This is a genomic window from Mycolicibacterium aichiense (assembly GCF_010726245.1).
Taxonomy (GTDB): Bacteria; Actinomycetota; Actinomycetes; order Mycobacteriales; family Mycobacteriaceae; genus Mycobacterium; species Mycobacterium aichiense.
Genome location: NZ_AP022561.1, coordinates 4,045,922 through 4,067,977, shown reverse-complemented (window position 1 = coordinate 4,067,977; position 22,056 = coordinate 4,045,922). Strand labels below are relative to the sequence as shown.

At 66.8% G+C, this 22,056-nt stretch carries 18 protein-coding genes and 1 tRNA gene; 14 read left to right on the top strand and 5 right to left on the bottom strand.

Translation table 11 applies throughout. From position 1 onward, the window contains the following. Positions 1-525: 525 nt before the first annotated feature. The 3 genes from G6N32_RS19665 to G6N32_RS19655 all read right to left on the bottom strand — a co-directional run bounded on the left by G6N32_RS19665 (position 526) and on the right by G6N32_RS19655 (position 4,026). Positions 526-1,638 (bottom strand): hypothetical protein, encoded by a 1,113-nt coding sequence (locus G6N32_RS19665; RefSeq protein ID WP_147292056.1) that lies wholly within the window; start codon positions 1,636-1,638, stop codon positions 526-528. A gap of 467 nt (positions 1,639-2,105) precedes the next feature. Beyond that, positions 2,106-3,296 carry a hypothetical protein gene (locus G6N32_RS19660; protein ID WP_147292055.1) on the bottom strand — a complete coding sequence of 397 codons (1,191 nt, stop codon included), beginning with the start codon at positions 3,294-3,296 and terminating at the stop codon, positions 2,106-2,108. Between the two features lie 657 nt (positions 3,297-3,953). After that, positions 3,954-4,026, bottom strand: a tRNA-Arg gene (locus G6N32_RS19655). Between the two features lie 261 nt (positions 4,027-4,287). Between G6N32_RS19655 and argS the strand changes: the two genes are divergently transcribed. The 6 genes from argS (at position 4,288) to rho (ending at position 13,017) form a co-directional block, all read left to right on the top strand. After that, entirely contained in the window at positions 4,288-5,940 is a 1,653-nt protein-coding gene (argS, locus tag G6N32_RS19650) for an arginine--tRNA ligase (RefSeq protein ID WP_115321464.1), read from the top strand. Then, positions 5,937-7,355 carry a diaminopimelate decarboxylase gene (gene lysA / locus G6N32_RS19645; RefSeq protein WP_115321463.1) on the top strand — a complete coding sequence of 473 codons (1,419 nt, stop codon included), beginning with the start codon at positions 5,937-5,939 and terminating at the stop codon, positions 7,353-7,355. Before argS ends, lysA begins: the two co-directional genes overlap by 4 nt. A gap of 6 nt (positions 7,356-7,361) precedes the next feature. Then, positions 7,362-8,666, top strand: coding sequence for a homoserine dehydrogenase (locus G6N32_RS19640; protein ID WP_115321462.1), 1,305 nt, complete (start codon positions 7,362-7,364; stop codon positions 8,664-8,666). Beyond that, on the top strand, positions 8,663-9,748 hold the full coding sequence (gene thrC, locus G6N32_RS19635) for a threonine synthase (protein WP_115321461.1): 1,086 nt from the start codon (positions 8,663-8,665) through the stop codon (positions 9,746-9,748). Before G6N32_RS19640 ends, thrC begins: the two co-directional genes overlap by 4 nt. Positions 9,749-9,761: 13 nt before the next feature. Beyond that, on the top strand, positions 9,762-10,706 hold the full coding sequence (thrB, locus tag G6N32_RS19630; RefSeq protein ID WP_115321460.1) for a homoserine kinase: 945 nt from the start codon (positions 9,762-9,764) through the stop codon (positions 10,704-10,706). A gap of 283 nt (positions 10,707-10,989) precedes the next feature. After that, on the top strand, positions 10,990-13,017 hold the full coding sequence (rho, locus tag G6N32_RS19625) for a transcription termination factor Rho (protein WP_115321459.1): 2,028 nt from the start codon (positions 10,990-10,992) through the stop codon (positions 13,015-13,017). 6 nt (positions 13,018-13,023) lie between these two features. On the opposite strand, the gene G6N32_RS28890 is transcribed toward rho, so the two are convergent. After that, positions 13,024-13,830 carry an RsiV family protein gene (locus G6N32_RS28890; RefSeq protein ID WP_232077186.1) on the bottom strand — a complete coding sequence of 269 codons (807 nt, stop codon included), beginning with the start codon at positions 13,828-13,830 and terminating at the stop codon, positions 13,024-13,026. Positions 13,831-13,911: 81 nt separating this feature from the next. Further along, positions 13,912-14,532, bottom strand: coding sequence for a TetR/AcrR family transcriptional regulator (locus G6N32_RS19615; RefSeq protein WP_102809534.1), 621 nt, complete (start codon positions 14,530-14,532; stop codon positions 13,912-13,914). Between the two features lie 183 nt (positions 14,533-14,715). Between G6N32_RS19615 and fadD1 the strand changes: the two genes are divergently transcribed. The 8 genes from fadD1 (at position 14,716) to atpB (ending at position 22,042) form a co-directional block, all read left to right on the top strand. Further along, positions 14,716-16,290 (top strand): fatty-acid--CoA ligase FadD1, encoded by a 1,575-nt coding sequence (fadD1, locus tag G6N32_RS19610; RefSeq protein ID WP_115322019.1) that lies wholly within the window; start codon positions 14,716-14,718, stop codon positions 16,288-16,290. A 145-nt stretch (positions 16,291-16,435) separates the two neighbouring features. Continuing rightward, complete coding sequence (rpmE, locus tag G6N32_RS19605; RefSeq protein ID WP_115321458.1) at positions 16,436-16,666, top strand: 50S ribosomal protein L31; 231 nt, start codon at positions 16,436-16,438, stop codon at positions 16,664-16,666. 89 nt (positions 16,667-16,755) lie between these two features. Beyond that, positions 16,756-17,823 (top strand): peptide chain release factor 1, encoded by a 1,068-nt coding sequence (prfA, locus tag G6N32_RS19600; RefSeq protein ID WP_115321457.1) that lies wholly within the window; start codon positions 16,756-16,758, stop codon positions 17,821-17,823. Next, entirely contained in the window at positions 17,820-18,668 is an 849-nt protein-coding gene (gene prmC / locus G6N32_RS19595; protein WP_115321456.1) for a peptide chain release factor N(5)-glutamine methyltransferase, read from the top strand. The genes prfA and prmC overlap by 4 nt, the downstream gene beginning before the upstream one ends. Continuing rightward, positions 18,665-19,318, top strand: coding sequence for an L-threonylcarbamoyladenylate synthase (locus G6N32_RS19590; protein ID WP_115321455.1), 654 nt, complete (start codon positions 18,665-18,667; stop codon positions 19,316-19,318). The genes prmC and G6N32_RS19590 overlap by 4 nt, the downstream gene beginning before the upstream one ends. A 33-nt stretch (positions 19,319-19,351) precedes the next feature. Beyond that, on the top strand, positions 19,352-20,554 hold the full coding sequence (locus tag G6N32_RS19585) for a glycosyltransferase family 4 protein (protein WP_115321454.1): 1,203 nt from the start codon (positions 19,352-19,354) through the stop codon (positions 20,552-20,554). Positions 20,555-20,802: 248 nt separating this feature from the next. Continuing rightward, a complete protein-coding gene (locus tag G6N32_RS19580) occupies positions 20,803-21,279 on the top strand; it encodes an ATP synthase subunit I (RefSeq protein ID WP_115321453.1) in 477 nt (158 codons plus the stop codon). Between the two features lie 7 nt (positions 21,280-21,286). Next, positions 21,287-22,042: a F0F1 ATP synthase subunit A gene (gene atpB, locus G6N32_RS19575; RefSeq protein WP_102809539.1), complete on the top strand. Its 756-nt coding sequence runs from the start codon at positions 21,287-21,289 to the stop codon at positions 22,040-22,042. Positions 22,043-22,056 lie beyond the last annotated feature (14 nt).

Here is a 22,056-nt window from a genome sequence, read left to right as displayed (position 1 = left end):
TCGGGCTTGTGAGGGCCCGCGGCAGCGGGTACCGCGACGCTGCCGCTATGGGTGGCGTTGGCTGGGCGATGGCTTGCTGGCGTGGTGCGTCCGGTGCTGCCCGCTTTGGAACTGGCGCCCCCGTGAGGGGCGGAGTCGGGGCTGGAATCTGCATGGGCGATGCCGCTCGCAGCGGCGAAGGTGGCACAAAACCCAACTGTGACGGCGCCTGTTCCGAGCCAGAGGGAGAGCTTGCTGTGGCGTTGCTGCGCGCGACGAATCGCCTTGGCCTTCGTTCGCCCCGCCGCACGATGCCTCGCAGCCATGGTTTGCTCCCAAGTGGCTATTGCTACAAGTTGCGAATCGTAGCAACGTTTGGTGCCGAGGTGCGGGATTCTTGGGATCTGCTGTGTCTTCGCTGCCAAAACGCGCTAAATGCGCTGGCAGACGTTCGTAATGATGACTAAAGACCTCGACGGAAGGGATGCCTTACCCAGCCGCCGAGGGTGAAATTTCAGTGCAGCGCGTGTTTTGGCAACGAGCGGGTCAGTTTGCCTGAGCCTTGCCAGAGCTGCCGGATCGCGCCGATTTTGCGACCTTCTTGCCGTTGCCGCCGGACGGCGACGAGGTGCCCGGCCGCTTCTGGCCGATGCCACGCGAGCTGGTGGCCTTCTTGCTCCCAGTCGTGGGCGTCGTCGCGGTGGCGTCCTCGGTGCTGCTGCTTGATGCAGCAGGGGTGGCAACCTTCTTGCTGCTGCCGACAGCTGCTGCACCCCCGGCGATGACGCCGTTGATGTCGATGCCCGGAAGCGACCTCGTGATCGTCTTCAGGTTTTGGCTGATCGCCCCGGCGATCGCGAACGGACCCCAACCAGCTGTCACGACGTTGTCGTCGCCGAAGAAGTTGAATGCCAGGCTCAGCGTGGTGTTGGGGAACGGGCCCCAGGAGGACACGGTGTTCCCATTGCCCAGGACGTTCCCGGCCGCGGTAAGGATGCCTTGGGCTTTGACGATGCTGTCGCCCAGGAAATTCGTGGTTGAGCTGAAAAATCCTTGTGTCCATGCGGTGCCCGCGTCGCCGATGTTGAGGGCGAGGTTGCCGAAGCCGCCGGCACTGGTGGCTTTGGTGCCGTCTCCGCCCACCGCGCTGGCAAGGGTGAGATTGAGGCTGCCGATGTTTGTCATGGTGCCAGGGCCGATTTGCAGGGCGATGTTGCCGAGGCCGGCGACGCCCGTCGACTGCGGCCCGGTCCCGCTCATCATCATCCCGATGGCGAAGTTGAGAGCGCCAATGGCTGCGGAGCTGCCCGGGCCCTGCTGCCACGCGATGTTCAGGAGTCCGGGAAGAGTGGATGCCCTCGCTTGCTCGCCATTGGCCACCGCGAAGCTGAGGAAACTGAAGGTCGTCGCAGTGGCTGCGTTGGTGCCCAATGAAATCGCGCCGCTGAAGAATCCATTGCCCGCATTTGCGGTTGCATTTGTGCCGATGGCGATGGCGAAACTGGTCAGGTTGCTTGTGCAGCCCCCACCGTTACCGATGCCGAAGGCGGAGATGCAGCTTGCGTTCGCTGCGGGGGCTTCGCCGAGAGTTCCGAGGGTGAGCGCGCCGGAAACCAGGGCCCCAAGCACCATGCCGCCTCTGGCGCGAACTCGATTCATCAATTAGCCCTATGGGTTGTGACATCTTTGCTGGCTGAGACCGTACGTGACGCGGTTGGAGCTTACAGCTTTTCCGATGGATATTCACCCAGGCTTTCCACAGAGTGGGCCTCAGACTTCCGCGGACTGGTGAGGCGGATGATGAGGGAGGGACTCGGACCCATCCTCGTGGCCGCCCGTGTTGGTGAGCGTTTAAACAGCTCAAGCCAGTTTTGACTCAGTCAGTGTGACTATCACATCGGTTTGTTGGAGCGCCGGAATGAGCGAGACGACCAGCGGGGTTTGGATGTCCCGCCGACCGCGCTGCGGCACCGGATTCACCTATCTTGGCAATGTCGCAGTCGTCAGCACTGGTATTTGCCACCCTTAACTATGTCTTGCCAGACGACGCTGGGGAGCCTGCGGTGTGGCCGGATGCTCAGAACGGTCTCATTCCGAATAGCGGACCGTCGCGAAAAGTGGATCGGTTACTGCTTCCGATGCTTTCCACCGCCGGAGCTGCTGCCATTCGAGCCTGACTTCGCACTATCACTGGAGTCGCTTGCTGAGTCCGGCTTCCGATGGCGGCCGCCCGACGCGGTTGTTGTCGTCTTGGTGTCGTTGCCTGCAGTCGTCGTCTCGCTGGCACGATGACGTCCGCCACCGGAGGTGACCGTCTTGTTGGCCGGCGCGCTGCGGGAGGCGGTCGTCGTTGTCGTCTCGCTGGCCTCGGCCGGTGTGGAAGCCGCGCTGCTACTGGTCGTGACGCGCAGCGGTTCGGACTGCCGCCCGCTGCCGCCGACGCCGACGTCGGATCCGTCGCTTGATCCGCCAGACCCACCGTTTGCACTGCCGGCCGCCGGTAGGTGGACCGTCGGCAGGTGCAGCGACGGAGGGTTGAACGACGGCAGGTTCAGCGAGGGCAGATTGACCGACGGCGCGTGGAAGGTGGGCATGTGGAACGTGGGCGTCGAGAACGCCGGTAGCGATGTCGGCAGGTGGAAATTGTTGAAGTTGATTCCCGGCCCTTTGAGAAAGAGCGACGCGGCTTCCTGGTTGAACGACAGCATGAAGGACAGGGGGCCGTTGACGGCGTCGAGTACGTTGCCGATGCCCCATGAGTTCACCACTGAGCTGAACAGCACGGGAAAGCCGGTCTGCGACATGAGCTGAACCACGTTGCCGGTTCCGATGAGGTTCGCGGCGAGGCTGAACAACCCCTGTATCGCCACGGTATTCGTGCCCAGAAGGTTAGCGGCCGTAGTGAAGAGGCCCTGGGCGAAAACGCTACCCGCGTCGCCGAGCAGATTGAGAGCCCATGCGCCGATACCGCCGGCTGCGGTCGACTGCAGCCCGCCGCCGTTGCGCAGAATGCTCAAGGCGAGGTTGAGGAGGCCGACGGTCGTCACCGTCCCCGCCCCGAAGTTCAGAGACAGGTTGCCAACGCCGGCTGCGCCTGTCGTTTGTGTCCCACCGCCGTTCGGCAGGCCGAGCGCGATATTGAAGCCGCCGACGGTCGAGGCTGTACCCGGCCCGAGTTGGATGGTGATGTTGCCAAGGCCGACGGCACCAGAGGAATTTGGCGCTCCGCCCGGTGCGCTGGCGCCGAGGACGAAATTCAGCATGCCGCCGAGCGTCGATGCGGCGCCCTGACCGAATTGCAGGTTGATTCCGAACAACGAGCCGAGCGTGGCCGAGGATGACCCGTTCCCGAAAGCTCCGGCGAAGGTGAACGCGGCGATGTTGGTCAGCGCGGTGGCGCCGTTGCCGATCGCGATGGCACCGCCGAACAGGGCGTTACCGGCATTTGCGGTGGCGCCGGGGCCGATCGCAATGGCCAGGGTGGTCAGGTTGCTCGTACAGCCGTTGCCGTTGTTCAAACCGAAGGCCGAGAAGCAGTTGGCCTGGGCGGTCGGTGTTGCGGTGAATGCCCCGGCGGCAAGCGCGCTGGAGACCAACGCGCTAAGTGCTGCGTTACGACTCCGTTGGACCCGCCCCACCGACCATCCCGTCCCTCGAACCTGTATTTGCTGGTTTGGACCGTACCGGACAAGTCCGCGCAACTGACAGTCTTCTCCTGGATCGTCGCCGGTGATTCATGTCTGATGCGTCGACGGCGAATGGGCGAGGTGCCACCGCGCGACGCGCGACCATCGGGCCCCGGTGTCGGCAAGGCCGCACCGCAATTCGCTCGCTGTCGAGGGGATGGCCTGAGGGAGCAGGGCTTGGAGTGCAGTTGGCGCGACTGAATTCCGGAGGCAAGCAACGGAATTGACTCAACGGATGTTTGTCGCTTTGACGACGGCGGGCCCATGCGGATCCCGCTTCGAACTGAGTGCCCCCGGCAGGATTCGAACCTGCGGCCTTCTGCTCCGGAGGCAGACGCTCTATCCCCTGAGCTACGGGGGCGCACGCACAGCTGCGCCAATGGGCTCCGACAGCCTAACTCATCTGGGTGACTGCTCCTGCCCGCCGGACCTATCCCCGGGTCGCTGCGCTCCTGCCCGCCGGACCTATCCCCGGGTCGCTGCGCTCCTGCCCGCCGGACCGATCCCCGGGTCGCTGCGCTCCTGCCCGCCGGACCGATCCCCGGGTCGCTGCGCTCCTGCCCGCCGGAGGCCGAGATATCGATTCGGGCGCTGACCACGTCAGACCATAGGATGGACCCTCGTGACACCCGCCGACCTCGCCGAGCTGCTCAAGACCACCGCCGCCGCGGTGCTCGCCGAGCATGACCTGGATATCGCCGCCCTGCCAGCGACAGTGACCGTCGAGCGTCCGCGCAACCCTGAGCACGGTGACTACGCGACCAACGTGGCGCTGCAGCTGGCCAAGAAGGTCGGTGCCAATCCCCGTGAGCTGGCCGGCTGGCTGGCCGCGGCGCTGGCCGCGGCCGACGGTATCGCCGCCGCCGAGGTCGCTGGGCCCGGCTTTGTGAATCTGCGCATCGAGGCCTCGGCGCAGGGTGTCATCGTGAGCAACGTGCTCGCCGCGGGCGCGAGTTACGGCAATTCCACCGCGCTCGACGGAACCCGCATCAACCTGGAGTTCGTCTCGGCCAACCCCACCGGCCCGATCCACATCGGCGGCACTCGCTGGGCCGCCGTCGGTGACGCTCTTGGCCGGCTGCTGAGCACCCAGGGTGCCGCGGTCACCCGGGAGTACTACTTCAACGACCACGGCGCCCAGATCGACCGGTTCACGAACTCCCTGATCGCCGCCGCGAACGGAGAGCCCGCGCCCGAAGACGGCTACGCCGGCGACTACATCAAAGACATCGCTGACCAGGTGCTGGCCGAGGCCCCCGACGCGCTGAGTCAGACCGGCGATGAGCAGAAAGAGACCTTCCGCTCCATCGGCGTGGACCTGATGTTCAACCACATCAAGGAATCGCTGCACGAGTTCGGCACCGATTTCGATGTGTACACCCACGAAGACTCGATGCACACCAGTGGGCGAGTCGATCAGGCCATCGCCAAGTTGCGCGAAACCGGCAACATCTACGAGAAGGACGGCGCAACGTGGTTGCGCACAACGGAATTCGGCGACGACAAAGACCGGGTTGTCATCAAGAGTGACGGTCAGCCCGCCTACATCGCCGGCGACCTGGCCTACTACCTGGACAAGCGTCAGCGCGGATTCGATCTGTGCATCTACATGCTGGGCGCCGACCACCACGGTTACATCGCCCGGCTCAAGGCCGCCGCGGCCGCCCTCGGCGACGACCCCGACACCGTCGAGGTACTGATCGGGCAGATGGTCAACCTGGTTCGCGACGGACAGCCGGTCCGGATGAGCAAGCGCGCCGGAACCGTCATCACCCTCGACGATCTGGTCGAGGCCATCGGTGTGGACGCGGCGCGCTACTCGCTGACCCGCTCCTCGGTGGACACCCCGATCGACATCGACCTGCAGCTGTGGTCGTCGGCGTCCAGTGAAAACCCGGTCTATTACGTGCAATACGCGCACGCTCGGCTCTCGGCTCTGGCCCGCAATGCCGCCGACCTGGGGTTGACCCCTGACACCGAGCACCTGGAACTGCTCACCCACGACAAAGAGGGCGCGCTGATCCGCAACCTCGGCGAGTTCAGCCGAGTGCTCAAAGCCGGTGCCTCGCTGCGCGAGCCGCACCGGGTGTGCCGCTACCTCGAGGACCTGGCCGGCGACTATCACCGGTTCTACGACTCGTGCCGGGTGCTGCCCATGGGCGACGAAGAGCCAGGCGATCTGCATCGTGCGCGATTGGCTCTGTGCGCGGCCACCCGCCAGGTGATCGCCAACGGTTTGAGCATCCTCGGCGTGTCGGCACCGGAGCGGATGTGAACGCTCACCCAGCTGGCCCGCGCCATGCCGACGAGATCCATCACGGCGGCGCGCCGCAGCAACCGCAGACCGCCGCAGATGCACTGTTGCTTGCTCCGAATGTATGGCCGCGCAACCTTGTTCGTGGTGACGACGGCGAAGTATCGATCGCGGGTATATCGGTGACCGACCTGGCCGCCGAATACGGAACGCCGCTGTTCGTCATCGATGAGGACGACTTCCGCTCCCGGTGCCGCGAGATCGCCGCGGCGTTCGGCGGCGGCCACAACGTGCACTACGCGGGTAAGGCGTTCCTGTGCAGCGAGATCGCCCGCTGGGTGGACCAGGAGGGCCTCTCGCTCGACGTCGCCAGCGGCGGGGAACTCGCCGTCGCTCTGCACGCGGGGTTCCCGGCCGAGCGAATTGCCTTCCACGGCAACAACAAATCCGTCGACGAGCTCACCACTGCGGTCAAGGTGGGTGTCGGACACATCGTGCTGGACTCGATCACCGAGATCGAACGCCTCGATACGATCGCCGGCGAGGCCGGTGTGGCGCAGGACGTATTGCTCCGGGTCACCGTCGGTGTGGAGGCGCACACCCACGAGTTCATCGCGACCGCCCACGAGGATCAGAAGTTCGGCCTGTCACTGGCCAGCGGCGCGGCCATGGACGCGGTGCGCCGGGTGTTCGCCGCCGACCACCTGCGCCTGGTCGGACTGCACAGTCACATCGGCTCGCAGATCTTCGACGTGGCGGGCTTCGAGCTCGCCGCCCACCGGGTCATCGGTCTATTGCGCGACGTGGTCGCCGAGTTCGGGGTCGACAAGACCGCGCAGATGGCCGTTGTCGATCTCGGTGGGGGACTGGGCATTTCCTACCTGCCCCAAGACGATCCGCCGCCGATCGAGGATCTCGCCGGAAAGCTGGACGCGATCGTGCGCAGTGAGTCGGCGGCTGTTGGATTGCCCGCGCCCCGCCTGGTCGTCGAGCCCGGCCGGGCGATCGCCGGGCCGGGCACGGTGACGCTGTACGAGGTCGGCACGGTCAAAGACGTCGCGGTCGGCTCGGGCGCCTCGCGGTGCTACGTCAGCGTCGACGGCGGGATGAGCGACAACATCCGCCCGGCGCTCTACGGCGCCGAGTACGACGTCCGGCTGGTGTCTCGGGATTCCGACTCCGCGCCGACGTTGGCCCGGATCGTCGGAAAGCATTGCGAGAGTGGCGATATCGTCGTCCGTGACACCTGGGTTCCCGAGGACGTGACACCCGGTGACCTGCTGGCGGTGGCCGCCACCGGCGCCTACTGCTATTCGATGTCCAGTCGATACAACCTGATCGGCCGCCCCGCAGTGGTGGCCGTGCGCGACGGGCGGGCTCGCCTGATCCTGCGCCGGGAGACCGTCGACGATCTGCTGAGTTTGGAAGTGAGGTAGGAACCGATGACGGAAAAAGCAATAGGCGTAGCGGTATTGGGCCTGGGTAACGTCGGCAGCGAGGTTGCCCGGATTATCGAGGAGAGCGCGCCGGACCTGGCGGCCCGCATCGGTGCGCCGCTGGAGCTGCGTGGCGTGGCGGTGCGCCGGGTCGCCGATGACCGCGGCCTTCCGGTGGAGTTGCTCACCGACAACGTCGAGGAACTGGTGTCCCGCGAGGACGTGGACCTCGTCGTCGAGGTGATGGGGCCCGTCGAACCCGCGCGCAAAGCCATCCTGACCGCGCTCGAGGGCGGCAAATCGGTGGTGACGGCGAACAAGGCACTGCTGGCGCAGTCCACCGGTGAGTTGGCCCAGGCCGCCGAACGAGCCCATGTCGACTTGTACTTCGAGGCCGCTGTGGCTGGTGCCATCCCGGTGATCCGGCCGCTGACGCAGTCGCTGGCCGGCGACACTGTGCTGCGTGTGGCGGGCATCGTCAACGGCACCACCAACTACATCTTGTCCGAAATGTCTTCCACCGGAGCTGATTACAGTTCAGCGCTGGCCGATGCGAGCGCTCTGGGGTACGCCGAGGCCGACCCGACGGCCGATGTCGAGGGTTACGACGCCGCGGCCAAGGCCGCGATCCTGGCGTCGATCGCGTTCCATACCCGGGTCACCGCCGACGACGTCTACCGCGAGGGCATCACCAAGATCACCCCGGAAGACTTCGAGTCGGCCAAGGCCCTGGGATGCACCATCAAACTGCTCTCGATCTGCGAGCGGGTCACCGGAAGTGATGGGCAGCAACGAGTTTCCGCCCGCGTCTACCCGGCGCTGGTCCCGTTGAGCCACCCGCTGGCCAACGTCAACGGGGCGTTCAACGCCGTCGTCGTCGAGGCGGAGGCCGCCGGCCGGTTGATGTTCTACGGTCAGGGCGCCGGCGGCGCGCCGACGGCGTCGGCGGTGATGGGCGATCTGGTGATGGCCGCCCGTAACCGGGTGCAGGGTGGCCGCGGTCCGCGCGAATCCAAGTACGCGCAGCTGCCGATCGCGCCGATGGGCATGATCGAGACCCGGTACTACGTCAGCATGACCGTCACCGACCGCCCCGGCGTGTTGGCCTCGGTCGCAGCCGAATTCGCCAAGCGTGACGTCAGCATCGCCGAGGTGCGTCAGGAGAGCATGGCTGACGAGGGTGCCCGCATCGTCGTGGTGACCCACCGGGCCACTGACGCGGCGTTGTCGGAAACCGTTGCAGCACTGGCCGATCACGATGCGGTGCAGGAAGTCAACAGCGTGCTGCGCCTGGAGGGAACCAGCGAATGAGCTCAATCAAGGCATCTCCCGTGCACACCCCGTGGCGCGGACTGATCGAGGCCTACCGGGACCGGCTGCCGGTCGGCGCGGATTGGACTCCGGTCACCCTTCTCGAGGGTGGCACCCCGCTCATCAGTGCCCCGCGGCTGTCGGAAAAGACCCGCTGCACAGTTCATTTGAAGGTCGAGGGTCTCAACCCCACCGGCTCCTTCAAGGACCGCGGTATGACCATGGCGGTCACCGACGCCGTCGCGCGCGGTCAGCAGGCCGTGCTCTGCGCCTCGACCGGCAACACCTCAGCGTCGGCAGCGGCATATGCCGCCCGGGCCGGGATCACCTGTGCGGTGCTGATCCCGCAGGGCAAGATCGCGATGGGCAAGCTGGCTCAGGCGGTCATGCACGGCGCCAAGATCATTCAGATCGACGGCAACTTCGACGACTGCCTGGAGCTGGCCCGCAAGCTGACCAACGATTACCCGACCATCGCACTCGTCAACAGCGTGAACCCGGTGCGCATCGAGGGCCAGAAGACCGCGGCGTTCGAGATCGTCGACGCGCTGGGCATTGCACCGGACGTGCACTCGCTGCCGGTCGGCAACGCAGGCAACATCACTGCGTACTGGAAGGGCTACCGCGAATATCACCGCGATGGCCTGTCCGAGCGGTTGCCTCGCATGCTCGGCACGCAGGCTGCCGGCGCGGCGCCGTTGGTGTCGGGTCAGCCGGTCACCAACCCCGAGACCATCGCCACCGCGATCCGCATCGGTTCGCCAGCGTCCTGGGACGGGGCGGTGACGGCCCAGCAGGAGTCCGGCGGCCGGTTCCTGGCGGCCACCGATGACGAGATCCTCGCGGCATATCACCTGGTCGCCGAGTTGGAAGGCGTGTTCGTCGAGCCGGCATCGGCCGCCAGCATCGCCGGTCTGCTCAAATCGGTCGAGGACGGCTGGGTCAAGCCCGGCTCCTCGGTGGTGTGCACCGTGACCGGCAACGGCCTGAAGGATCCGGACACCGCACTGCGCGGCATGCCGGAAGTGAAACCGCTGCCGGTGGATCCGGGCGCCGTCGTCGCCGAGCTGGGCCTGGCCTGAGAGACGTGCCCCGGTGACCGTGAAACTGCCTACCGGCCTGACCTCCCACGCCACTGTGGCGGCGTCCAGCGCCAACCTCGGCCCGGGCTTCGACAGCCTCGGCCTGGCGCTGGGGCTTTACGACGAGATCGTGGTCGAGACCACCGACGCCGGGTTGATCATCGAGGTGGAGGGCGAAGGGGCCGGGCAGGTGCCGCAGACCGCCGAGCATCTGGTGGTCCGGGCCCTGCACCGGGGCCTGACGGCCGGTGGTGCGGGCGTCCCGGGACTGCTTGTGCGCTGCCGCAACGCGATTCCGCACTCTCGTGGTCTCGGTTCGTCCGCCGCGGCGGTTGTCGGAGGGTTGGCGGCCGCGAATGGCCTTCTGGCACAGGCGGATTTGGAACCGCTGACCGATGCGCAGCTGATCCAGCTGTCGTCGGAGTTCGAAGGTCACCCTGACAACGCGTCCGCCGCGGTCCTCGGTGGGGCAGTGGTGTCGTGGACCGACATCAGCACGACACCCGCGACGTACACGGCGGCTCCGCTGCGACTGCACCCGGACATCCGGCTGTTTCCGGGAATCCCGCAGGTAAGGTCGTCGACCGCGGAGACCCGGGTGCTGCTCCCTGACCAGGTCAGCCATGTCGATGCCCGCTTCAACCTGAGCAGGGCCGCGTTGCTGGTGGTTGCGCTCACGGAGCGGCCGGACTTGCTGATGGCGGCCACCGACGACGTTTTGCACCAGCCGCAGCGCGGGCCTGCCATGCCGGCCTCGGCGGAATACCTGCAGGTGCTGCGGCGTTGTGGAGTTGCAGCGGTGCTCTCCGGTGCTGGTCCGTCGGTCTTGGCCATCACGACCAGCGCGGAACTGCCGGCTGAGGCCGTCGAGTTCGGCACCGCGACGGGATTCACCGTCAGCGAGATGAGCGTCGGCAAAGCAGTTCGCTGGAGCTCGGGCGTCGCAGTCCGCGGCTGACTTGCGCACACGCCGGAGGCGATTTCTTGCTTTCCGGCGCTAAAGGGGGATATCCTCGGTGCCGTCCCGGCAATCGCAGCGACTGTTCCTGCGCCGACACTAGGACGACCACCAATTTCTCTTGTGTTCAACTCATGGACTGACGGTTCGCCATACCTCCATGGTCGCGAATCCCGGCGATCACCGTTGACACACAGACGATGGTGAGACTTCGCATTCAGCGAATCGGCTGAATGCCAGAACCCCTCGCCCCGATGAACGGCGGGGGAAAGAAAGGAAATCCGTGACCGATACGGACCTGATCACGGCTGCAGAACGCGCCCCTCAGACGGAGGCGCCCGCCGTGACCGCAGAATCCCCCTCGGCGCCTGACTCTCGGCCGGACACCTCCCCGCAGGCCGCCCCCAGTGGGGACGCCGGCCCGAGCGCCTCGCTCTCCACGATGGTTTTGCCCGAACTTCGTGCCCTGGCCAGCCGCGTTGGTGTCAAGGGAACCTCCGGAATGCGCAAGAGCGATCTCATCGCCGCCATCAAGGAGCACCAGAACGGCGGCAACGGGACCGCCCCACGCAGTGCCGACACCGCCGAGAAGGCGCCCGCAGCCCAGCCCGCCGCCGAGCCCACCGAGGCCCGCGACAACACCGAGGCCCGCGACAACGCCGAGAACACCGCCGACACCGCGTCCGCCGACACCAATGGTGGCGAACCGCGTCGCCGTGAGCGGCGGACCGCGACCCGTGAGGCCGGAGCCTCCGGGTCCGACGCTGCAGACCAGCCGAAGTCGCAGGACAATCGGCCCGAGCAGGGTGAGAAGAAGTCCGAGAACAAGGCCGACAACCGCGACTCGGGTGACCAGGGCGCCAACCAGTCCGGCGGCCAGCAGAACCAGAACCGCGGGGACAACCAGAACCGTGGTGACAATCAGAACCGCGGGGAGAACCAGAACCGTGGTGACAACCAGAACCGCGGGGACAACCAGAACCGCGGGGACAACCAGAACCGCAACAACAACAACCAGAACCGCGACAACGACGGCGACGACGACGACCGCCAGGGCCGTCGCGGCCGCCGGTTCCGCGACCGTCGCCGCCGCGGTGAGCGGCAGGGTGGCGAGGGCGGTGGCGGCAACGACACCGAACTGCGCGAAGATGACGTCGTTCAGCCGGTCGCCGGCATCCTCGACGTGCTGGACAACTACGCCTTCGTCCGCACCTCGGGCTACCTGGCCGGTCCCAACGACGTCTACGTCTCGATGAACATGGTCCGCAAGAACGGCCTGCGCCGCGGCGATGCCGTCACCGGCGCGGTCCGGGTGGCCAAGGAAGGCGAGCAGAACAACCAGCGGCAGAAGTTCAACCCGCTGGTCCGCCTGGACAGCGTCAACGGCGGCCCGGTCGAGGCGGCCAAGAACCGGCCAGACTTCACCAAGATGACGCCGCTCTACCCGAACCAGCGACTGCGCCTCGAGACCACCAGCGACCGCCTGACCACTCGGGTAATCGACCTGATCATGCCGATCGGCAAGGGCCAGCGGGCCCTGATCGTGTCGCCGCCCAAGGCCGGTAAGACCACGATCATGCAGGACATCGCGAATGCGATCACCCGCAACAACCCCGAGTGCCACCTGATGGTGGTGCTGGTCGACGAGCGTCCCGAAGAAGTCACCGACATGCAGCGGTCGGTCAAGGGTGAGGTCATCGCCTCGACCTTCGACCGTCCGCCGTCAGACCACACCCAGGCCGCCGAGCTGGCCATCGAGCGGGCCAAGCGCCTGGTCGAGCAGGGCAAAGATGTCGTGGTGCTGCTCGACTCGATCACCCGCCTGGGCCGTGCCTACAACAACGCCTCGCCGGCGTCCGGCCGCATCCTGTCCGGTGGTGTGGACTCGACCGCGCTGTATCCGCCGAAGCGGTTCCTGGGCGCGGCCCGCAACATCGAGCACGGTGGCTCGCTGACCATCATCGCGACGGCCATGGTGGAGACCGGTTCGACCGGTGACACCGTGATCTTCGAAGAGTTCAAGGGCACCGGCAACGCCGAGCTCAAGCTCGATCGCAAGATCGCCGAGCGCCGGGTGTTCCCCGCGGTCGACGTCAACCCGTCGGGCACCCGCAAGGACGAGCTGCTGCTGAGCCCCGACGAGTTCGCGATCGTGCACAAGCTGCGGCGCGTGCTGTCGGGGCTGGACTCGCATCAGGCCATCGACCTGCTGATGAGCCAGCTTCGCAAGACCAAGAACAACTACGAGTTCCTGGTTCAGGTGTCCAAGAACACGCCCGGCGGCCCCACCGGCAACGGCGACCTCGACTAACCCGAACTAGCTCTGCCTCAGTGCGTCCATGCCGGGCGCCAGCAGACCGTCGAGTGCCGACCAGGGCACTGTGATCGTCGGTGTGCCGTGGAAGAACTGGTAGTCGGCGAAGTGAATCTCCAACCCCGCCGGCGTCGGAATCCAGTTGGCGAAGTTCGCCTCTGTCGGCGCGTTGCCCGGTTCGTCGGGCATCGGCGTCGGCCCCACTCCGCTGACGGCGGGCAGTAACGCCTTCGTCTGTTCGGAGAGCTTGTCCAACCCCGCTTGTTTGTCAATGAACAAGTCTCCCAACGTGATCGGCTTGGCGCTGCGCGCGTCGATCACCACTGTGCTGACGTAGCTGCTCGGATGCGCCGACGGCGTATGCACATACAGGCCGCTGATCAATTCCGACACCGATGCGCCGCCGAAGTAGATCTGCGGCTGGGTCTCGAACGTCCATGTGCCGTCTGGGTCGGCGTCGCGTTTGACCGGTTCCAGCTGTCCGTCGGCGGAGGCGTGCACCGCGCTGTTGAAGGCTCCGGCCACCCGTGGATCGCCACCGGTGATGGTGTCGACGGCCAATGTCCATCGGCCCTTGCCGTCGGTGGTGGCATCACCGGCGGTGGACCGGGTGACCGAATAGGTCTGTTTGTTGGCGACGCCCTTCGTGGGCGCCTCGGTCGTGGGCGACGCAGCCGCGGACCCAGACGAGCCGACGGCCGCCGTGGTGGCCGTCGTCGTCGCCGACGTGTTTGTCGAACCCCCGCATGCGGTGAGACCGACGGCCAAAGTTGCAACCAAGACCGCCCCCCGGCGGCTGCGTGTGCCCATGCCTGACATTGTGTCAGGCGGTCGGTCGGTGCGGCGCAGAGATTATGATTGCGCTTGGCGCGCAATGGTTTTCGGCAGCGCTCACTCCGCGGCGGGTGCCATCCGGAGTCCGGGGAGCACGTAGCGCCGCATGAAGCGCAGCACGGCGGCGTGGTCGTCGGGGTCGATCGTCTCGCCGGGAACGGTGCCGAGGGTGATCTGCACCCGGGCCACCCACTCGGCTGCCTCGTCGAGGTCGGTGTCGGCGTGGATCTCGCCGCCGTCGCGTGCCGCCTCCAGGTACGGCCGCCAGAACCGGCCGAGATCGGGCACCAGGCCCTGCACGCCGGCGCCGGCGCAAGCCGCGAACTCCTCGGGTTCGTCGCGTCGCAGCTGCATCACGAGCGCGCCGGGGGAGTCGTAGGCGCTGCGGCCCAGCCGCACTCCGACGGCCAATCGATCCTCGAAGGTGTCGAGTCCGTCGAGCACTTGGTGCGATTCGGCCCAGAACGCATTGTTCAGGCGCACGATCGCCGCACCCAGCAGCGAGGCCTTGTCGGGGTAGTGCCGGTAAAGCCAGCCGCGGGAGACCCCCGCTGCCTCGGCCACCTCGGAGACCGTGGTCGCCCGGATGCCCTTGGCGCGCAGGCACGACTCGGCGGCGTCCACCAGCCGCTCCTGCACGGATTTCTGTCGGCTGTCGGCGTCGGCGCTGGCAGTCACCTTGGTGGCCCTCCTTGTCTCGACCCGACAGTCCCGATACGGACATCCTTTCAAACGGGACCGGCCAGCCGTCCCGCACACTGGTAGACAGATCTGGCATTCTGTTTACCCTGCGCTTCTATTGTGACCTAAGGCACTCTGGAAAGCCGCGGGATGCCGAAGTTGGCCGAAGAGGGGAGATCCGTGGCCGAGACCGTCCAGCAGCTGCTTCGTCAGCGCCTCGACGACACCACACCGGCGGTGAAGTTCGGCGAGCAGGTGTGGACCTGGCGCGAACACCTCGACGAGGCCGCCCGCCAGGCGGCGGGGCTGATCGCGATCGCCGACAGCGATCGGCCACTGCACGTCGGCACGCTGCTGGGCAACACTCCCGCGATGCTGACCGCTATGGCGGCGGCCGGCCTCGGCGGCTATGTGCTGTGCGGGGTCAACAACACTCGCCGCGGTGCGGCGCTGGCCCGGGACATCGTCAAGGCCGACTGCCAGATCCTGCTCACCGATTCGGCGCACCGTGAACTGCTCGAGGGCCTGGAACTGCCCGGCGTCCAGGTGTTCGACGTCGACTCCGACGAATGGTCGGCGCTGCTGGCCGACGCCGGCGAGCTGACACCGCACCGGGAAGTCGCCGCGACCGACACGTTCATGCTGATCTTCACCTCCGGCACCAGCGGCGAACCCAAGGCGGTTCAGGTCGCGCACATGATGGTGCCGTTCGCCGGCGTCGCGCTGGCCGACCGGTTCGGGATCACCGCCGATGACGTCTGCTACCTGTCGATGCCGCTGTTCCACTCCAATGCGCTGATGGCCGGCTGGGCGGTGGCGCTCAACGCCGGTGCGGCGATGGCGCCGGCCGCGTTCTCGGCGTCCGGCCTGCTCGCCGACCTGCGTCGGTACGGTGCCACCTACATGAACTACGTCGGCAAGCCGCTGGCCTACGTACTGGCCACACCGGAGCAGCCCGACGACCACGACAATCCGCTGCGGGTCGCGTTCGGCAATGAGGCCACCGACCGCGACATCGCCGAATTCGGGCGCCGCTTCGGGTGCGCGGTGTGGGACGGGTTCGGTTCCACCGAGGGCGCGGTCATCATCACCCGCGAGGATGACTGCCCACCCGGTTCGGTAGGGCGCGGCTTCCCCGGCGTGGCCATCTATGACCCCGAGACCCGGCAGGAATGCGCGACGGCGGTGTTCGACGAGGCCGGCGCGCTGGCCAACGCCGACGAGGCGGTGGGGGAGATCGTCAACACCACCGGCGGCGGCATGTTCGGCGGGTATTACAACGACGGCAACGCCACCGACGAACGCCTGCGCCACGGCATGTACTGGTCCGGTGACCTCGGCTACCGCGACGCCGACGGCTGGATCTATCTGGCCGGCCGCACCGCGGACTGGATGCGCGTCGACGGCGAGAACATGGCCGCCGCTCCCATCGAGCGGATCATCCTGCGGTTGCCGCAGGTCAGCCAGGTGGCGGTCTACCCGGTGCCGGACGAGCATGTGGGCGATCAGGTGATGGCGGCGATCGTGCTCGCCGACAACGCCGAACTGACCCCCGCCGAGCTGGAGGACTTTCTGGCCCATCAGTCGGACCTGTCGCCCAAGTCGTGGCCCCGGTACGTCTGGATCGCCGACGAGCTGCCGGCCACCGCCACCAACAAGGTGCTCAAGCGTGAGCTGATCATCCAGGGGACCAAGCCCCGCAAGGGTGTGCTGTGGACCCGCGCGGCGCGGTCGAGGAGCTACGCCATCGCCTGAGGAATAGGCCGAGGCGACCGCGCGTTTGGGCTGGTGACGGTCAACCTGGCATACTGGATCGTCGACCACCTCAGGTACCGGTTCACGCTCGAACTGCCAGGAAAACACTCGGGCGACCCGGCGACCATCGAATGCAGAGGACACCATGAAAACTGGGATTCATCCCGCTTACGCCGAGACCACCGTGGTCTGCGGTTGTGGCAATTCGTTCACCACTCGCAGCACCAAGGACGGCGGACACATCACCGTCGAGGTGTGCTCGCAGTGCCACCCGTTCTACACCGGCAAGCAGAAGATCCTCGACAGCGGCGGCCGCGTCGCCCGCTTCGAGAAGCGCTACGGCAAGCGCAAGACCGGCGAGACTGCCGACAAGTAGCTGCTTTACCGACGCCCGCTCTGCTGCCATGCGCGCAGGCCGGGCGTCGGTTTGCGTTCGGGGCCGGTTGACGACAGGAGGAAGCGATCATGACGCACGCGACGGTTGAGGCCGTGCTGACCGAACACGCCGACCTCGAACGTCAGATGTCCGATCCGGCACTGCACGCCGACGCGGGCAATGCCCGCCGGGTCGGCCGCCGGTTCGCGCAGCTGGCCCCGATCGTCACCACCTACCGCAGGCTGGAGACCGCCCGCGGCGACCTCGACGCGGCCCGCGAGCTTGCCGCCGAAGACGCCTCGTTCGCTGCCGAGGTGCCCGAGCTGGAAGCCAGGGTCGCCGAGCTTGATGCGCACCTGACCGATCTGCTGGCGCCGCGGGATCCGCACGACGCCGACGACATCGTCCTCGAGGTGAAATCCGGTGAGGGCGGCGAAGAGTCGGCGCTGTTCGCCGCCGACCTGGCACGGATGTACATCCGGTACGCCGAGCGGCACGGCTGGACGGTCACGATGCTCGACGAGACATGGTCGGATCTCGGTGGCTACAAGGACGCGACGCTGTCGATCCGCAGCAAGGGCGACTCGGCGGACGGCGTGTGGTCGCGGATGAAGTTCGAGGGCGGCGTGCACCGGGTGCAGCGGGTGCCGGTCACCGAATCGCAGGGCCGGGTGCACACGTCCGCGGCCGGCGTCTTGGTCTACCCCGAACCCGAAGACGTCGAGGCTGTCCAGATCGACGAGTCCGACCTGCGGATCGATGTGTACCGCAGCTCCGGGAAGGGCGGGCAGGGCGTCAACACCACCGACTCGGCGGTCCGCATCACCCACCTGCCCACCGGCATCGTCGTCACCTGCCAGAACGAACGCTCCCAGCTGCAGAACAAGGCCCGCGCGATGGTGGTGCTGGCCGCGCGCCTGCAAGCCCTCGCCGAGGAGCAGGCCTCGGCCGACGCGTCGGCAGACCGGGCCAGCCAGATTCGTACGGTCGACCGCAGCGAGCGGATCCGTACCTACAACTTCCCCGAGAACCGCATCGCCGATCACCGGATCAACTTCAAGGCGCACAACCTCGATCAGGTGCTCGACGGCGATCTGGACCCGCTGCTCGATGCCCTGGCCGAGGCGGACAAGCAGACCCGGCTCCAGCAGGCATGAACCGGCTGCGGCAGGCCATCGACGTGGCCACCGCTGCGCTCGCTCGCGCGGGCATCGACTCGGCACGCATCGACGCTGAGCTGTTGGCGGCCCATCTGGCCGGCACCGTTCGGGGCCGGCTGGGCACCATCGACGAGCCCGACGCCGACTTCTTCCGCCGCTATCACGAGATCATCGACGCCCGGCGAACCCGCGTTCCGGTGCAGCACCTGACCGGCTCGGCGCCGTTCGGCCCGCTGGATCTGACGGTCGGTCCCGGGGTGTTCATCCCGCGTCCGGAGACTGAGGCGCTGCTGGAATGGGCTCTGGCGCAACGCTTGCCCGATCACCCGACGATCGTCGACCTGTGTACCGGATCCGGTGCGCTGGCGATCGCGCTGGCCACGCAGCGACCGCAGGCGCGGGTGATCGCCGTCGACGACGACCCCACCGCGCTGGGCTACGCCCGCCGCAACGCCGAGTCGACGGCCGTCGAACTCATCGAAGCTGACGTGACCGTCGCGGGGCTGCTCCCAGAGTTGCGCGGTAGCGTCGACCTCGTGGTATCCAACCCGCCGTACATCCCTGTCGGGGCAGAGCTGGAACCCGAAGTGGCCGACCACGACCCGGCGCATGCGCTGTTCGGCGGCGACGACGGTATGGCCGTGATCGGTCCTATCGCGCGCCTGGCCGGTGGCTGGCTCAGGCCCGGCGGACTGCTGGCTGTCGAGCACGATGACACCACGTCGGAGCTGACTGTTGAAACCATCAGTGCCACAGACTTTTTCGCCGACATCACCCCACATTGCGATCTGGCCGGCCGCCCCCGATTCGTGACCGCCCGCCGGGTAAAGGAGTCAGCGTGACCCAGGTGTTCGACTGTGCCGACCCCGACAAGCGCGCCGAGGCGATCGCCGCCGCGGCGGCGGCGGTCAAGAGCAGCCGGCTGGTCGTGATGCCCACCGACACGGTGTACGGCATCGGGGCGGACGCCTTCGACAGCGGTGCCGTGTCGGCGCTGCTGGCCGCCAAGGGCCGCGGTCGCGACATGCCGGTCGGTGTGCTCGTCGGCTCGTGGCACACCATCGAGGGCCTGGTGTATTCGGTGCCGCACAGCGCCCGCGAACTGATCCGGGCGTTCTGGCCCGGCGCGTTGAGCCTGGTTGTGCAGCAGGCGCCCTCGCTGCAGTGGGACCTCGGCGACGCCCGCGGCACCGTGATGTTGCGGATGCCGCTGCACCCGGTCGCGATCGAACTGCTGCGCGAGACCGGGCCGATGGCGGTCTCCAGCGCGAATTTGTCCGGCCGTCCGGCGGCGACGACCTCGGAGGAGGCGCAGCGCCAGCTCGGTGATCTGGTTCAGGTGTATCTCGATGCCGGGCCGTCGCAGGAGCAGGCCGCCTCGACGATCGTCGACCTCACCGGGTCGACCCCGCGACTCCTGCGCGAGGGGCCGATCAGCGCGGCCGCCATCGCCGAGGTACTCGGCACCGACGTCGCCTCGTTGACCCCCTGAGCCGTCACAGATTGGTGCAGTACGGTTTTTGCGATGGCCAGCACATCGGAATTCGTTGCGAGCACCGCGCTCGCGCTGGCTGACCGTGGTGCCGGTGTTCCGTTGCGCGAGTTGGCCCTTGTCGGGCTGACCGCCGCGATCATCACCTATTTCTCCACCGGCTGGGTGCGGGTGTTCGCCACCCGGGTCGGCGCGGTGGCCTATCCGCGCGAGCGTGACGTCCACCTCAAGCCGACCCCGCGGATGGGTGGCCTGGCGATGTACGTCGGCGTCGTCGTGGCGGTCTTTCTGGCGTCTCAGCTGCCCGCGCTCACCCGCGGCTTCATCTACTCCTCGGGCATGCCGGCGGTCGTGGTCGCCGGTGGACTGATCATGGGCATCGGGCTGATTGACGACCGGTGGGGCCTGGATGCGCTGACCAAGTTCGCCGGCCAGATCACCGCGGCCAGCGTCCTGGTCACGATGGGCGTGGCGTGGAGTGTCCTGTACATCCCGCTCGGCGGGGTCGGGACCATCGTGCTGGACCAGGTGTCTTCGATCCTGCTGACGTTGGCATTGACGGTGTCGATCGTGAACGCGATGAACTTCGTCGACGGCCTCGACGGGTTGGCGGCGGGGCTCGGCCTGATCACCGCGCTGGCGATCTGCATCTTCTCGGTCGGCCTGCTGCGCGACCACGGCGGCGATGTGCTGTTCTACCCGCCCGCGGTGATCTCGGTGGTGCTGGCCGGCGCGTGTCTGGGGTTCCTCCCGCACAACTTCTACCGCGCCAAGATCTTCATGGGCGATTCCGGCTCGATGCTCATCGGCCTGATGCTGGCCGCGGCCTCCACCACCGCGGCCGGCCCGATCTCGCAGAGCGCCTACGGCGCGCGCGATGTGTTCGCCCTGCTCTCGCCGTTCCTGTTGGTCGTCGCGGTGATGCTGGTGCCGGCGCTGGACACGCTGCTGGCCATCGTCCGCCGCACCCGCGCCGGCCGCAGCCCCCTGAGCCCGGACAAGATGCATCTGCATCACCGGTTGCTGCAGATCGGGCACTCCCATCGCCGCGCTGTGCTGCTGATCTACCTGTGGGTGGGCATCATCGCCTTCGGTGCGGCGGCCACCATCTTCTTCGACCCGCGTTACACCGGGGCGGTGATGCTGGCGGCGATCGTCGTCGCCATCGTGGTCACGTTGATCCCACTGTTGCGCCGCCGGGACGACGATTACGAGGGACTTTACGACAGTAAGTAGTAGACGTGTTTTCTGCCGTCTACCATGTGGTACGGTGCTGGCAGAACCCAGCCGAGACACAGCAAGAAACCTCGCGGGTTGCCGGCCCGGCCCATCGGATTCACGTCCGATCGGCGCCGATTTACGACCGACAAAGGGAGCTGCCCCTTGGGTGATTCCAGCGCGCCTGTCGCCCTCCGATACGCTCGGCGGACCAGGACGAAGGATCACTTGACCGGCTCCCCAGAACGCAAGATTGAGGTGAACCTGTGACGACACCAGCGCAAGATGCGCCGTTGGTGTTTCCGTCCGTTGCCTTCCGGCCCGTTCGGCTTCTTGCGATCTGTGCTGCGCTGACCGCCCTCGCTGTCGTGCTGGCCGCGGTCGCCGGCTACATCCTGTTCGGGGTTTTCTTCGGCGTCGGCCTGGCACTGGGCCTGGTCAACGCCGTGCTGGTTCAGCGGTCGGTGGAGTCGATCACCGCCGGCGACCACCCGCTCAAGCGCAAGATGGCACTGAACTCCGCGACCCGGTTGCTGGTGATCACGTCGATCGGCCTGGCGATCGCGATCATCTTCCGGCCGCTGGGGCTGGGTGTGCTCTTTGGTTTGGCGCTGTTCCAAGTTCTTTTGGTTGTGAGCACCGCGTTGCCGGTGTGGAAGAAGATTCGCACGGGCGAACACGACGCCGACGTAGTTGCAAGCCCCGGAGCTGCCGGCTCCGCCGACGAAGCACCGAAGGATTGACCACGCGATGAGTGAACGCATCCTCGCCGAGGCCGCCATCGAGGTCGGCCACCACGACACCGCCAAGTGGCTGGGTCTGACGGTCAACGTCGACACCATCATGGCTACCGCGATCGCCGCCGTGATCGTGATCGCGCTGGCGTTCGTGCTGCGGGCCAAGGTCACCTCGACCGGCGTGCCCAGCGGCGTTCAGCTGCTGTGGGAGACGCTGACGACTCAGATGCGCGGCCAGATCGAATCCGCGATCGGCATGAAGATCGCTCCCTTCGTGCTGCCGCTGGCGGTGGCGCTGTTCATCTTCATCCTGATCGCCAACTGGATCTCGGTGCTGCCGGTGCAGTACGGCACCGCCGACGGCAGCACCCACGAGCTGCTCAAGCCGCCGGCCGCCGACATCAACTTCGTGCTGGCTCTCGCGCTGTTCGTGTTCTTCTGCTACCACGCGGCAGGTATCTGGCGCCGCGGCCTGATCGGTCACCCGGTGAAGCTGCTCAAGGGCCACGTCGCGTTCCTCGCCCCGATCAACCTCGTCGAGGAACTGGCCAAGCCGATCTCGTTGTCGCTCCGACTTTTCGGCAACATCTTCGCCGGTGGCATCATGGTCGCGCTGATCGCGCTGTTCCCGCCGTACATCATGTGGGCGCCCAACGCGATCTGGAAGACGTTCGACTTGTTCGTCGGTCTGATCCAGGCCTTCATCTTCGCGCTTCTGACGATCCTGTACTTCAGCCAGTCGATGGAACTGGAAGAAGACCACCACTAAAAGACGTGTTCGAC

Excerpts from the sequence above, each read along its gene's own strand:
- rpmE (WP_115321458.1), top strand. The coding sequence starts at position 16,436 with ATGAAAACTGGGATTCATCCCGCTTACGCCGAGACCACCGTGGTCTGC.
- prfA (WP_115321457.1), top strand. The coding sequence starts at position 16,756 with ATGACGCACGCGACGGTTGAGGCCGTGCTGACCGAACACGCCGACCTC.
- thrC (WP_115321461.1), top strand. The coding sequence starts at position 8,663 with ATGAGCTCAATCAAGGCATCTCCCGTGCACACCCCGTGGCGCGGACTG.
- G6N32_RS19665 (WP_147292056.1), bottom strand. The coding sequence starts at position 1,638 with ATGAATCGAGTTCGCGCCAGAGGCGGCATGGTGCTTGGGGCCCTGGTT.
- G6N32_RS19585 (WP_115321454.1), top strand. The coding sequence starts at position 19,352 with ATGGCCAGCACATCGGAATTCGTTGCGAGCACCGCGCTCGCGCTGGCT.
- G6N32_RS19640 (WP_115321462.1), top strand. The coding sequence starts at position 7,362 with ATGACGGAAAAAGCAATAGGCGTAGCGGTATTGGGCCTGGGTAACGTC.
- G6N32_RS28890 (WP_232077186.1), bottom strand. The coding sequence starts at position 13,830 with ATGGGCACACGCAGCCGCCGGGGGGCGGTCTTGGTTGCAACTTTGGCC.
- atpB (WP_102809539.1), top strand. The coding sequence starts at position 21,287 with ATGAGTGAACGCATCCTCGCCGAGGCCGCCATCGAGGTCGGCCACCAC.
- prmC (WP_115321456.1), top strand. The coding sequence starts at position 17,820 with ATGAACCGGCTGCGGCAGGCCATCGACGTGGCCACCGCTGCGCTCGCT.